Annotated in this window: 16 protein-coding genes; all 16 read right to left on the minus strand. The window is 43.9% G+C overall.

Annotation, left to right across the window (positions count from 1 at the left end):
• Positions 1-36: 36 nt before the first annotated feature.
• Positions 37-540 carry a transcription elongation factor GreA gene (greA, locus tag PGZ10_RS08120; RefSeq protein WP_008372359.1) on the minus strand — a complete coding sequence of 168 codons (504 nt, stop codon included), beginning with the start codon at positions 538-540 and terminating at the stop codon, positions 37-39.
• A 118-nt stretch (positions 541-658) separates the two neighbouring features.
• A complete protein-coding gene (gene rseP / locus PGZ10_RS08125; protein WP_055248262.1) occupies positions 659-1687 on the minus strand; it encodes an RIP metalloprotease RseP in 1029 nt (342 codons plus the stop codon).
• A gap of 3 nt (positions 1688-1690) precedes the next feature.
• Positions 1691-2836, minus strand: coding sequence for a 1-deoxy-D-xylulose-5-phosphate reductoisomerase (locus PGZ10_RS08130; RefSeq protein WP_270541093.1), 1146 nt, complete (start codon positions 2834-2836; stop codon positions 1691-1693).
• Positions 2837-2854: 18 nt separating this feature from the next.
• Complete coding sequence (locus PGZ10_RS08135) at positions 2855-3652, minus strand: phosphatidate cytidylyltransferase (RefSeq protein WP_270541095.1); 798 nt, start codon at positions 3650-3652, stop codon at positions 2855-2857.
• Positions 3645-4364, minus strand: coding sequence for an isoprenyl transferase (locus PGZ10_RS08140; protein ID WP_055158498.1), 720 nt, complete (start codon positions 4362-4364; stop codon positions 3645-3647). The genes PGZ10_RS08135 and PGZ10_RS08140 overlap by 8 nt, the downstream gene beginning before the upstream one ends.
• 90 nt (positions 4365-4454) lie before the next feature.
• Positions 4455-5006 (minus strand): ribosome recycling factor, encoded by a 552-nt coding sequence (gene frr / locus PGZ10_RS08145; RefSeq protein WP_008372365.1) that lies wholly within the window; start codon positions 5004-5006, stop codon positions 4455-4457.
• Between the two features lie 27 nt (positions 5007-5033).
• Positions 5034-5729, minus strand: a complete 696-nt coding sequence (gene pyrH, locus PGZ10_RS08150; RefSeq protein ID WP_022220574.1) for a UMP kinase — start codon at positions 5727-5729, stop codon at positions 5034-5036.
• A 167-nt stretch (positions 5730-5896) separates the two neighbouring features.
• Positions 5897-6817 (minus strand): DMT family transporter, encoded by a 921-nt coding sequence (locus PGZ10_RS08155; RefSeq protein WP_182438649.1) that lies wholly within the window; start codon positions 6815-6817, stop codon positions 5897-5899.
• Positions 6818-6828: 11 nt separating this feature from the next.
• Positions 6829-7557 (minus strand): amino acid kinase family protein, encoded by a 729-nt coding sequence (locus PGZ10_RS08160; protein WP_008372369.1) that lies wholly within the window; start codon positions 7555-7557, stop codon positions 6829-6831.
• Between the two features lie 2 nt (positions 7558-7559).
• Positions 7560-7691 (minus strand): hypothetical protein, encoded by a 132-nt coding sequence (locus PGZ10_RS08165; protein WP_256170983.1) that lies wholly within the window; start codon positions 7689-7691, stop codon positions 7560-7562.
• A gap of 42 nt (positions 7692-7733) precedes the next feature.
• Positions 7734-8255 (minus strand): CarD family transcriptional regulator, encoded by a 522-nt coding sequence (locus tag PGZ10_RS08170; protein ID WP_117556644.1) that lies wholly within the window; start codon positions 8253-8255, stop codon positions 7734-7736.
• A 313-nt stretch (positions 8256-8568) separates the two neighbouring features.
• Positions 8569-9504: a tRNA dihydrouridine synthase gene (locus tag PGZ10_RS08175; RefSeq protein ID WP_270541096.1), complete on the minus strand. Its 936-nt coding sequence runs from the start codon at positions 9502-9504 to the stop codon at positions 8569-8571.
• Positions 9501-10175 (minus strand): tRNA (N6-threonylcarbamoyladenosine(37)-N6)-methyltransferase TrmO, encoded by a 675-nt coding sequence (gene tsaA / locus PGZ10_RS08180; protein WP_270203065.1) that lies wholly within the window; start codon positions 10173-10175, stop codon positions 9501-9503. The genes PGZ10_RS08175 and tsaA overlap by 4 nt, the downstream gene beginning before the upstream one ends.
• Complete coding sequence (locus PGZ10_RS08185; protein ID WP_022220568.1) at positions 10166-10840, minus strand: YoaK family protein; 675 nt, start codon at positions 10838-10840, stop codon at positions 10166-10168. Before PGZ10_RS08185 ends, tsaA begins: the two co-directional genes overlap by 10 nt.
• Position 10841: 1 nt before the next feature.
• Positions 10842-12272 (minus strand): DUF512 domain-containing protein, encoded by a 1431-nt coding sequence (locus PGZ10_RS08190; protein ID WP_055296706.1) that lies wholly within the window; start codon positions 12270-12272, stop codon positions 10842-10844.
• Between the two features lie 666 nt (positions 12273-12938).
• On the minus strand, positions 12939-13985 hold the full coding sequence (gene hydE, locus PGZ10_RS08195; RefSeq protein WP_334304121.1) for a [FeFe] hydrogenase H-cluster radical SAM maturase HydE: 1047 nt from the start codon (positions 13983-13985) through the stop codon (positions 12939-12941).
• Positions 13986-14005 lie beyond the last annotated feature (20 nt).

The following is a 14005-nucleotide window of genomic DNA, read 5'->3' on the forward strand; positions in this document are numbered from 1 at the left end:
GCTTCCTTGCTCACATACTCTGCTCCCACCTTCAAACTAAAACGCCCGGATCTTATCCTCCTCATCATCCGTCGTATCTTCAATCTTCCGTATCACAAGCTCATACGAATAATCATCGCTAACCTTCACCTTCACAGTCTCTCCTGCTTTATGCCCGAAGATCGCCTTTCCGATCGGAGATTCGGTACTGATATAATTATGAATTGAATTCCCACGAATCGAAGTAACCAGCTTATAGGTTTCTTCCTCGTCATCCTCCGGAAAATATACGGTCACACGGTTATTGATTCCGGCAACACCTTCTTCGGAAGTATCGGATACAATCTCCGCATTTTTCAGCATTCTTTCCAGATACCGGATCCGGCTTTCATTCTGGTTCTTATATTTTTTTGCTGCATGGTATTCAAAGTTCTCACTTAAGTCTCCCTGCGCACGCGCTTCCTTGACCGCTTCAATGGCTTCCTTACGGATCACATGCTTGCGATGCTGGATTTCCTCTTCAATTTTCTTTACATCACTTTCTGTAAGCTGCTCACGCATCTTTCCATCCTTCTTTCTGTAAAATAATTTCCATCAAAATATGCATCCACTGATGCACCTAACACAAAGCACCTCAATTGTAGCCAATCGAAGTGCTTCGTAAAATTTTCCAATATCCCTAAAAGAAGATTCTCCGGATATCATTATACATCACAAATACCATCAGGCAAAGAAGAAGTGCCATTCCTGCCAGATGTACATACCCTTCTTTTTCCGGAGGCACCCGCTTTCCGCGGATCACTTCCACGATCAGAAATACCAGACGGCCTCCATCCAGTGCCGGAAGCGGAAGTAAATTCATCACTCCAAGGTTCGCTGAAAGCAGGATCGTCATCTGCAGAAGATTCAGGAAAATCAACAGTGCTCCACCAGATTTGCTTTCCTTATACGTGGTATCCACCGCGCTCACAACGCCCACCGGTCCAGATAACTGATCCACTCCGATCCGTCCTGTCACAAGCTGTTTCAAACTGTCAATCGTCAGATTAATCCAGTATTTAACATTATACGCACTGTATGCGGCAGTCTCAAATACATTGGTCTTAACATAATTGCTACTCGTAATTCCAATCAGATAATATCCACTGTCATTCTTCTCCGGGGTAACGGAAACCGTATTTTTTTCGCCATTTCTTTTGTATACAATCTTCATCGTCTGTCCCTGATGAAACTGATTGTAAGTAGAAATATCCTTGAAAATATGGATGTTCTTATCATTGATCTTTACAATCTCATCCCCTGCCTGAAGCCCTGCCTCTGCTGCAGGCGTTCCTGCATTTACCGTTCCTATGACCGGTTTGTCTACACCGACAAAGCAGATAATAATGAATGCACCAATAAAGGCAAGAATAAAGTTGAATACCGGACCTGCGGCAATGACCGAGATCCTGCGCCACGGCGATTTGCTGTTGAAGCTTCCCTCTGACAGATCCTCTTTCTCATCTTCCCCCATCACACACGCACCGCCGATCGGCAGTATTTTCAGACAGTAGTCTGTATTTCCGATCTTTTTGTGTGCCAGTGTCGGTCCCATTCCGATCCAGAATTCATACACATTGATTCCATTAATCCTCGCCAGAAGAAAATGTCCCAGTTCATGGAAAAAAACGATGAATCCAAAAAGTAAAATCGCCAGTACGATTCCCATTTGCTACCTCCTGCTTCTGATTCTGTCATACGTTTCCTGCTCTGTGTCCAGAATCTGTTCCACAGTCGGATTCGCAATTGTCTTATGTGCTTTCATGCAGTCTTCGATAATCTCTGTAATTTCCAGATATTTAATCTCCCGGTTCAGGAACTGGCTGACTGCAAGTTCATTTGCTGCGTTAAATACCGTTGGAAGTGTTCCACCGCATCGCCCTGCCTCGTAAGCAAGTGCAAGCCCGTAGAAGGTATCCATATCCGGCTTTTCAAAATCAAGGTGTCCGATACTCCAGAAATCCACACGTTCTCCCGGAAGAAATCTTCTTTCCGGATAATAAAGTGCATACTGGATCGGCAGCTTCATATCCGGAGTACCAAGCTGTGCGATCACTGCTCCGTCCACATACTCTACCATAGAATGGATCACACTCTGCGGCTGTACAACCACCTGCACATCATCAATATCCACATTAAAAAACCATCTGGCTTCCATCACTTCCAGTCCTTTATTGACCATGGTCGAAGAATCGATCGTAAGCTTACGTCCCATCGCCCAGTTCGGATGCTTTAAAGCATCTTCCACACGGATATTCAGAAGATCCTCCTGCTTCTTTCCACGGAACGGGCCACCGGATGCCGTAAGCAGGATCTTCTTCAATTCATTCTTTCTATGGCTTCCCTGCAGAGACTGGAAAATGGCACTGTGTTCACTGTCCACCGGAAGGATCTTCACACCACATTCCTTTGCAAGCGGCATAATGATATGCCCTGCCGTAACCAGTGTCTCTTTATTTGCAAGGGCAATATCCTTTCCGGCTTTGATCGCTGCAATTGTCGGACGGATACCGATCATACCCACGATCGCCGTCACAAGGATCTCACTTTCCTCCATCGTGGCAATCTCCAGAAGTCCATCCATTCCGGAAACAACCTTTACATCCAGATCCCGGATCCGGCTTTTCAGTTCCTTTGCCTTCTCTTCTGTCCACATTGCCACAAGTTTTGGCTGGAATTCCCGGATCTGTTTTTCCAGAAGATCCACATTTGTCCCTGCCGCAAGTCCTGTCACTTCGATATCTTTGTTCTCACGGATCACCTCAAGTGTCTGGGTTCCGATTGAACCTGTTGAACCTAATATTGCTATTTTTTTCATTTGAATCCTCCTGTCAGATTACATCAGTGCAACTACCAGATAATAAATCACCGGAGCCGTGAAGATCACACTGTCGAAACGGTCCAGGATTCCACCGTGTCCCGGAATCAGTTTTCCGTAATCCTTGATCTCATGATTTCTCTTGATCGCAGATGCTGCAAGATCCCCGATCATGGAAATGATTCCACCAACGAAACAGATCAGCGCATATTCGCCGACTCCTGCCGAAGCACCACCCCATTTATTGATTGCAAGAGCGTAAAGCGCGCCGAGAAGTGCTGCGCCTGCAAGTCCACCGATTCCGCCCTCTATGGATTTCTTCGGGCTGAGCTTCGGTGCCATCTTATGCTTTCCGATCAGTACACCCACACAGTACGCACAGGTATCACATCCCCAGGAACATAAAAATACAAGTCCCACGAGGAAAAGTCCGTCTTTCAACAGACGTGTCTGATAAATATAGGATAACATAATCGCCACATAAAATACGCCAAAGTACGCAGTCATTACCTGTTCAGACACATATTTCGGAAAGGCAAATACATAAACTGCCATTACAAGGATCAGCAAAATGATTGCAAACATCATCAGATCTTCTTTTTTCTGTGCACGGATCAGAAAATAATATCCAACTACACCTATATAGCCTACGATTCCGAGTGGTGCTTTCTCAATCTTTACAACCTTGTAAAGCTCGGAAACTCCGATCAGACTGATGATCAGAAGTGTTGCAAACAATACATCCCCACCAAGGAAGATCGTTGCAAATGCAATGATAACCAGTACAATTCCGCTGAGTAATCTTGTCTTAAACATTTTCTTCGTCCTCCTTGATTCCGCCGTATCTTCTGTCTCTGCTATTATATTGCTCAATTGCTTTTTCTAATTCTTCTTTTGAAAAATCCGGCCACGGAACATCTGTAAAATAAAATTCTGCATAAGCAAGCTGCCATAACAAATAATTGGAAAGTCTGAGTTCTCCGCTAGTACGGATCAGAAGATCCGGATCCGGAATCCCATGTGTATCCAGATATCCTTCAAACAGTTCTTCTGTAATCTCTTCCGGTGCAAATCTGCCATCTGCACAGTCTTTTGTCATTTTTCGCATGGCACGGATCATCTCATCTCTGCTTCCATAATTGATCGCAATCTGGAAATTCAGTCCGTCATTATTTTTTGATGCCTCTTCCAGTTCCTTAATTCTGGTACGGATATCTTCATCCAGACCTGTCTTATCTCCGATCACACGGACACGCATCCGGTTCTTTTCCGCCGTCTTCAGACAGGTTTTCATATAGTTACGAAGAAGCTTCATCAGTGCATCCACTTCACTCTTCGGTCGACTCCAGTTCTCTGTGGAAAACGCATAGACCGTCAGATATTTGACACCCATCTTATAAGCAGCCTCACAGATCTTTTCCACATTCTTGCTGCCCTGCGCATGCCCGTAGTTTCTCGGCATTCCCTTTGCTTTCGCCCATCGTCCGTTACCGTCAAGGATAATGGCTATATGCTGCGGTACATTCATCTTTTAACCCTCTCTTGATTGATACTAAATTTGCTGATATAAAAAAGGAAAAGAGGCGCCAAACATCTCGCCGCCCCTTATCTTTCCTTCTTATACTGTCATAACTTCTTTTGACTTTGCATCGACTGCTGCATCAACTTCCTTGATGTATTTGTCAGTCAGCTTCTGGATCTGATCTTCAAGATCCTGAATTTCATCCTCTGAAACGTCTGTGCCTTTCAGCTTCTTGAATGCATCATTTCCATCACGGCGGATGTTACGGACTGCAACCTTGGATGCTTCTCCTTTTTTCTTAACATCTTTCACCAGTTCTTTTCTTCGTTCCTCTGTCAGTTCCGGGAATACCAGACGGATAACAGTACCATCGTTTGTTGGATTGATTCCGATATCAGACATCAGGATTGCTTTCTCAATATCTTTGATGATCTTCTTTTCCCATGGCTGAATCTGAATCATACGTGCTTCCGGAACAGAAATGTTCGCTACCTGCTGGATTGGTGTCGGTGTTCCATAATATTCTACCGTTAATTTGTTCAGAATATTCGGGTTTGCACGTCCTGCACGGATAGAAGCAAGCTCTGTATCCAGTGCATGAATGGTTTTCTGCATCTTTTCATCGTATATTTTTAATTTTTCGTTCATATGTTATCCTCCCTTAATGGGTGCTGCTTATACAGTCACCTTTGTTCCGTTGAAATTACCGCTCATTGTCTCTACGATACTGTTCTCTTCGTTCAGTCCGAATACCAGCATCGGCATCTTATTCTCAAGGCACATGATCGATGCGGTCAGATCTACTGCCATAAGCTTCTTATCGATGATCTCCTGAATAGAAATCTCATCATACTTCTTCGCTTCCGGATTCACCTTCGGATCGCTGTCATAGATTCCGTCAATTGCTTTTGCAAGAAGCATTGCATCTGCTTCAATCTCAATTGCACGGAGAACAGCTCCTGTATCTGTTGAAAAATACGGATGTCCTGTGCCACCTGCGAAAAAGATTACTTTTCCTTCGTTCAGTGCTTCCACTGCTGCATCTTTTGAAAACAGGGAAGTGAATGCTCCACAGACAAATGGAGTGAAAACCTCTGTCTTCATGCCTACATGTCTGAAAATATCGGATACATAGATGCAGTTCATCACCGTTGCAAGCATTCCAATCTGGTCAGCTTTGGTACGGTCGATCGTCTCACTGGTTCTTCCTCTCCAGAAATTACCGCCTCCGGTTACGATTGCAACCTGGATTCCCTGATCTACGATCTGCTTTACCTGCTTTGCAACGCCAATGCATGTTGCCTCATCAAAACCTGTCTTTTTGTCTCCTGCAAGTGCTTCTCCGCTTAATTTTAAAAGAACTCTTTTCATCTGTCTTTGCTCCTGTCTCTTGGTTTTTAAGATACTTTCGCATACCTGGATTTAGTATAGCATACCTGTGTTTAAAATGGAAGTTCTAAGTTTATTACATTGAGGGTGGGTAGCGCAAAATTTTGTAGAATTGGAGGAATTGACGCAGAATGTGCAAATGATTGGAACTATGCTTCTTTATTTTCTGGCTTTCCTGGCAACTGGGCGAGGATGATGGCACTGAACATCAGAATGCATCCTGCTATTTCTCGGATACTTAGTTTCTGACCTAATATCACCCAGCCTCCAAGGACAGAGAATACGGACTCCAGACTGAGGATCAGGGATGCCACGGTTGGATCGGCATCTTTTTGTGCCACGATCTGGAGGGTATAGGCTACACCACTTGAGAGAACTCCGGCATAAAGTACCGGTACTGCTGCTGCGAAAATATCTGACAGCCGTGGTGTTTCAAATAAAAACATTGGAATTGCCGACAAAACTCCGGTTATAAAGAACTGGGTGCAGGCGATCCGCACACCGTCTGCTTTTGGTGAAAAATAATCGATCACCAGAATGTGGATGGTAAATACAACCGCACATAGCAGTACCAGAATGTCTCCTTTTGCAAGTACCAGCTTATCGGTAATACACAGCAAATACAAGCCTGCGACAGAAATTGCCACGCTTATCCAGATTCTCACTCCGGCTTTCTTTTTCAGAAAAATTCCAAAGATCGGCACAAGCACGATATAAAGTGCTGTAATAAATCCGGCTTTTCCTACCGTTGTGTACTGTATTCCGATCTGCTGCAGGTTACTTGCCACACAAAGTGCCAGTCCACAACAGATTCCACCCAGGATGACATTCTTTTTTTCTTCTTTCCTATCTGTTTTTTTCTGTCTTTCTGCTCCGTCATTTTTCGCACGCCATTTGTCCAGGAAACAGATACATGGAATCAGAAAAATCCCACCAATCAAAGAGCGTACACAGGTAAATGTAAAGGGCCCGATATAATCCATCCCCACGCTCTGTGCTACAAAAGCTGTTCCCCAGATAAATGCGGTCAAAAAGAGCATCAGTGTATTCTTTCCTGTCATTTTCTTCATCGAGCCGTCTCCTATTTGCCAAGTTCGTGAAGATATAATTTTGCTTCTGTTTCAATGAAGATCGTTCCGGCTCCGTTTACACTGAAGAATTCGATCAGAAGAACGTGACGGATTCTTCCGTCCAGAATATGTACACGGTTGACACCATTTTTTGATGCCTGAAGACCATAGCCGATGATCTCGTCAAATTCTTTCGGGAAATTACGTTCTTTGCGCAGTTTTTCTACTTCCGGGACGGTAATCTTATAATAAATATCTTTTCTCTCTTCGTCTTTGTAGATTCCAGGATATTTTGACAGATAAACCAGCTTGTCCGCCTGCATCTTCTCTGCAATCTCAAGTGCAGTCTCTCTTGGATCAATATATTCGCTTTCGTTGTCGATATCATTTGGCACGATGACCGGAATATAATCATTGTCCAGCATCAGACCAATCGTCTCTGTATCCACGCCGCAGATACCAATTGCCTTAACTCCACAGAGTTCAAGGAGCTTGGCAATCCGCTTATTTTCACGGAATTTGTCCAGTCCCATACGGGTAGCATGTACCACGATCGGACGCATACCAACGCTCTTTAAAAGAACGATATCCTGCATCAGTCTCTGCTCTTCCACTCCGCTGAGCCACTCGGCACATCCGTACTCGATAACTACTGTCTTCTGATTAAAGTCTCTGATATATGGTAATGCATCTATCAGGATTGAAGCTTTATGCTCCACAAGTTCTAATTCTTTATCCATGATTACACCTCATTTTTTGTTTTATCTAAAACAGTATAGCACAGAATGATCTCTATTTGAAGAACCCATTTTTCACAAAAAACAGGAAGTGGCAAATGTTCTGTAAAATCACCCTTTTTCGCTGCTACCACCATTTTTTTCACATCCATTATACCCGGAAGAACCGGTTCCTTGCATCAGCAAAGTACCGGTTCCTCTGTCTCATTTATTTGATTCGTGATATAGGCTTCCATTCCACTCTCCGGAATCCCAAGTGCTATGGATAGCTCCGAATACAGGTTGCCTTCTGCCATCCTCAGATAACGTTCGTCAGTCGCCGTGATCTTCTTTCCCTGCTTCAGGCGGGACATCTTCCGCTGATAAAGGGTCTTGATGATCCGCACCCATTCTGCACATTTGCAGCTTTTCATGCATTCCTTGTACTTTTCCTCTCTCTGCTTCTCGCTTCCGATCCAGAGTCCTTCGATCTGTGGAATCTCACGGATCAATTCTTCTGCTTCTTCTTTGGAAATGACTTTTCTCATGACAATCTTCTCATTGTCTACCGGTGTAAATACTTTTCCATGCTTTTCACGTACCGGTCGCAGAATATAATACAGTTTGTCCTTCGGCACTCCGTCCATTTTCAGCGTCGTAATTTCAGTCACTTCACAAATCCCTGTCCGGCCATAAACAATCAAATCTCCTACTTCGTACATTCTCTTCCTTCTTTCTTAAACTTGCCGAATCTCTACACCTTTATTTTATCAGAAAATTAGTTTAAATTCTAATGTTTTTCAGATTTTTGTGAATCTTAGTCAAAGCTAACGCCTGTGGTTTTATGCAATTTTACTAGAAAATAGGGGGATTTTGTCGCAAGATGCGTCCCAAAAAGAGTCCTGCCCCATTCTTTTTGGGACTTAGACACTCGACTAAAATTTACTCTTTTTCCACAGTACGAGAAATTGATAAAACCGGGGGAGGGGCGCTTGACCGTTGTTCCAAGTGGAAGGTGTTTCTTGAAGATACGCTTTATTCATATGGGCACTCTTTCAATAAACATTCAACCGCCATCCGGTATTCCCGGATGGTCTGGCTTTTGCGGATTTGCGTCAGATATTCTTCGCTGTTTTTAAAGTTTTTGCCAAGATACCACCAGAGTTCTTTCATTTTGACTACTGCATTTTTTTCTTCTGGAGATTTTTCGATATAGGCATCAAGAAGATGATCGCAGAATGTAGCAATCTTCTTGGTGTCAAATGTAGATTTCCCTTTTATAACTGCCGGAAGAAATGGGTTCATCAGAATTCCTCTTCCGAGCATGATGCATTCTGTTTCGGGAAATTTCTGATGGAAGATTTGGTAATTTTCCGCACAAAAAATGTCTCCATTATAGACCAGAGGATTTTTGCTGTTCCGGCAGGCGTAGGCAAAAGTGGTCCAGTCGGGTTTGTTTTTGTAGTAATCCTGCTGGACTCTTGGATGAAGGATCAGTTCTTCCAGAGGATATTGGTTATAGATATCCAGAAGTTCTTCGAACTCTTCCTGATCATATTTACCGCTTCTTGTTTTGATAGAGATTTTCATATCGAGTTGATCGAAAACTTCGGCAAGGAAATGATTCAGTTCATCGAGATAAAACAAAAAACCGGATCCCCTTTTCCGGTTGACGACTGTTTTGGAGGGGCAACCGAGATTCAGATTGACTTCTTCATATCCGAATTCTTTCAACTGCCGGGCCAGGCGGATGAAATCCTCGGCGCGGTTGGTCAGGATCTGCGGAACGGTATACATGCCCTCATTATTTTCCGGAAGGATCTCATTCCATTCCTGTCTGCTGAATTTGCCTTTCGGGTTTGGATTTAAAAATGGTGTAAAATATTTATCCACTGGTTCAAAAAAGGTGTGATACGCCCTGCGGTATACCTCACCTGTAATGCCCTCCATTGGCGCCAGATAGATTTTCATAACCTTTCTACCTCCGTCACATAAAGTGTTTCTTTGTCTACCCGGAAATGAATTTCCATTCCCGCGTAAGCCATGCCGTAAATCCGGACTGGATCCTTTTGATAAGAAGGTCTCGGATCCTGCTCCAGGATCTGAATCAGTGCTGCTCTTTTTTCAGCCGGAATCTGTTCCAAATACATTTCCGGGAAATTCACATCCAATTTATAATCTTTCTTTTCTTCCGCGAAACCGCCTTTTGCCTCCGGGTGGCTATCCACGTATGGAAGGTAGGGCTTGATATCGTAGATCGGCGTCATATCCAGAAGATCCGCACCTTCCACGATCAGCACCGGACCTTCTTTTTCCCGGAATTCTACCCCAATAAGCTTTACGGAAGAAAGTCCGATCGGATTCGGGCGAAATGGAGAACGGGTGGCAAAAACTCCCACCCGTCTGTTACCACCAAGCCGCGGTGGACGTACTGTCGGGCTCCAGGTATCCCGGATAGATTCCGAAAATTCCCAGATCAGCCACAGATAATCATACGCCTCGATTTCCCGCAGTGCATCCGCATTCTGATATTCCGGCAGAAAATGGATTTCTGCCCGGGTATCCGCAAGATTACTCTGTCGCGGAATCCCGAATTTCTCCACAAAATCAGATCTTATATACGCGATCTGCTTTATTTGCATTGTTCTTTTTCTCCATCAACAAACATCATCACAAAAGCAACTGCCAGAATTGCAGAAGCGATCAGAAGTGCCTTTTCAGCAAACATTTCCACACAGGCATTTCCGATAACTGCACCGATCACAAAGAAGAAGATGATTCCATAGTACAAAAGTCCTTTCTTGATATACTCTTTATCCTTCGTGTTCGCATAACTGCACATATGCTGGGTCGCACTTCGTAAGTTTCCGATGCACATGGTGGTTGCAATTCCGTTTCCATGGATTTTGCGGAAGCTTTCCACCTGAATCCCACACGCAAGGGATGTGAGTGCATTCGCCACCAGATTAAAATCCTGTGGGATAAAGCTGACACTCAGCAGGATCACTGCCTCACAGAATACCGAAATCTGTCTCCAGTGCAGAAGTGTCAGATCTTTCGTCCGTATTTTCACCAGATCCGCAAGGGCGATTCCAATGGCAAATGCCAGCACCGGAACCAGATAGTGGAGTGCCATATGCCAGTTTCTCTCTGAAATATTGATTCCAAGAAGCAGAATATTTCCGGTTTGTGCATTGGCAAATACTTTTCCTCTGCACATATAGGAATAGGCATCCATAAATCCACCGGCAATCGCAAGGATCACACCAAGTTTAATTGATTCTGACATCTGTTTTGAAAATTTCAAGTTACTCATCCTCTCTGTCGTATGCTTTGATGTATACAAAATTCTCATTGTTTCGTTCTGTATGATAATCCAAATTCAGTGCCGCGTCAAGAAAATCCTTACCACCGGACTCCACTGCCTTCACCGTCATGCCAAGTGCCGCTTCCACGTCCTGCACCGTCAGATCATCCAGAAAGACCTCTTCTCCGCTTCGCAGCATATTGATCGGAATCTGCAGAGTATCTCCCAGATCCTCTCCTGCTTCTTTTCTCTCTTTTAACTGTGCCACCAGATCCTGTCCGGTAATCAGACCGGATACGGTGATCGTCTCACCAAAGAAATCATTACGGATGCAGGCAACCGTGATCTTTACTTTTGGAAATGCTTCCGTGATCCTGTCTGCAAATTCCTGAATTGTCGGATACGCAAGCTTTGCAGTCGCAATGGTAAATGTCCGTGCGATCCCTTCTTTTAACTTTGGATATTCTTCACTTTCCTGAAGCTCTTCAAAGGCATGGTAAAATTCATCCCGTAGAAGCCGCATCATGCCAACACCATTTTCCAGCTGGATATATCCGTCATAACGTCCTTCCTCTGGGAAATCCCGCTCTGCAAGGATATACCACTCGTCACTTGCATGGATAAAATGAAGTCCAAACTCGTCATACGCCTTCTTCTGATAGCTCTCGATCAGATCAATGACCTCTTCCGCTTCTTCTTTATCAAAAAGCTCCAGTGGATAAAGTCCCTCCCTGTATTTGGAAAGTCCTGCCGGAACCACTGACACACTCCGCATAAACGGCAGATACTTCATCAGATCTTCGATAGAACGCTTCAGCTCATCCTTATCATTAACTCCCTTGCACAGTACGATTTGCCCATTCATCTCCACATGTCCGGCATACAGATCATCCAGGAATTTCAGCTTTTCTCCGGCGAAACGATTGTGGAGCATCTTGCAGCGCAGCTCCGGGTTCGTTGTCTGCACAGAAATATTGATCGGCGCAAGCTGCATCTCGATAATACGGTCCACATCTTTCTGCTTCATATTCGTCAGAGTGATATAATTTCCCTGCAGGAAAGAAAGACGGGAATCATCATCTTTGAAATACAGTGTCTCACGCATTCCCGGCGGCATCTGGTCGATAAAACAGAAAATACACTTGTTGCTACAGGAACGGTAGTCACTCATTAGACCATTTTCAAATTCTACGCCAAGGTCATCATCATACTCTTTCTCGATCTCCAGAAGCCATTCTTCCCCGTCCGGCTTGCGGATCAGCACTTCTACATACTCATCCTTGATCATGTAACGATAATCAAAAACGTCCTCTATTTTCTGGTTGTTTATTCGTAGAAGGACATCTCCCGGCTCGATCTCCATCGCCTCGGCAATTGAATCCGGGTAAACCTCACGGATCAGATGTCCCTGATACTCATTTTTCTTACTCAAATTATATTCCTCCCCAAATTCGGAATCGGAAACAAAACCTTTTCCAGGCTAGCTTCCTCTTTCATGTAATCCTCATATTTTTATCATAAACGACTTTTTCTGCAATGATTACATACTTTTTCATCATACCATAAAACTGAAAATTTCGGTAGGGATAAAATTCAGAAGCCTGAAACAGAAGCCTGAAACAAAAATTCACCCATAAATTCAAACGATACCTTTCATTCTCCAACAAAACACCGGAGAACGAAATCTTTTACGGTTCCATTCCCCGGTGTCCGGTTTGTATATATGGTTATCTATATACAATTTCCATATGCTTCAAAATAAAATATTCTATTTCTGATACCGCATGTTACAAGAAAGGCTTGCGGTCTTTTATTAGAAACGGCTAAATCAAGTTCCTCCTGTTCTTACGCGTATAAGTATTGTCGACTTCTATATAGTAGCATATTCGCGGTGTACTTTCCTAGTGGTAAAAAGGGAGATTCTTTTGCTACTGAAAATACCGGTTTGACAGCTTGCGAAATCCACCGAAATGTATCGAAAAATATTTTCTTTCTCCGAATTCCTTTTAATTTTTCAAAATAAATTTTCTTCTTTGTAATATCTGTTTAAAATCAGAAACATGATTTTAGTGATTTTTTACAGAAAATCCGTTCGATTCTACACTGCATCCCCACGCTCTGTTACCAGTTCGTATCCGACACTTGCTACTCGTCTCCCCATACATCCGCGACATTCTGCTGCCTCTTCACCGGTACAGATCTTGTTGTCATACAGCTCATACTGCTTCCGGTTCTTCACCGGAGAAAGGTTCGGCATCACGACATTGGCTCCTGCCTGCAGCCCTTTCTCTCTTCCAAGCGGATCCATCGTCCCAAGTGCTGTTGTCGCCGGAAGAAGTACCTTCGGCAGCAGAATCCGGATCACAGCGAGCAAAAACAGTGTCATCTCCACACTTCCTGCCGGTTCTTTTGCAAACTGCGTATCATGATGTGGGATAAATGGTCCGATTCCCACCATCTCCGGCTGCAATTCTTTCAAGAATACCAGGTCTTCTGCCAGATCTTCTGTCGTCTGATAAGGCGAACCAACCATCATGCCAGCCCCCACCTGATAACCAAGCTTCTTCAGATCATACAGACAATTCTTACGAACGGCAAGGCTCATCTTCTCCGGATGTAGCTTCCGGTAATGCTCCTCATTCGCCGTTTCATGGCGAAGCAGATACCGGTCTGCTCCGGCTTCCCGAAATCTCTTGTAACTCTCATAAGACTTCTCTCCGATAGACAAAGTCAGTGCACATTCCGGATATGCTTCCTTGATTTTTTTAATAATCTCTACCATCCGGTCATCCGTATAATAAGCATCTTCTCCGCCCTGTAGCACAAACGTCCGGAATCCAAGCTCATACCCATTCTCACAGCATGCCATGATCTCATCCTCTGTCAGACGGTAACGCTTTGCATTCGTATTACTCTTACGGATTCCGCAGTAATAGCAGTCATTCTTACAATAATTGGTATATTCGATCAGCCCTCTGGTAAATACCTTTTTCCCGTAATAAATCTCCCGGATACGGACTGCTTCCTCTTTCAGTCTCCGGACTGCCTCCAGATCTTCTGCACATTTTATCAATTCGACAAATTCTGATTTTGTAAAATCCGGATTTTCGATGAATCTTTCGTAAACTGGTTTCATTCTTTCCATTCTCCCTGCCTGGTTTTCTG

It is taken from the genome of Coprococcus sp. AF102-57 (assembly GCF_027686195.1).
Classification (GTDB): domain Bacteria; phylum Bacillota; class Clostridia; order Lachnospirales; family Lachnospiraceae; genus Allocoprococcus; species Allocoprococcus comes.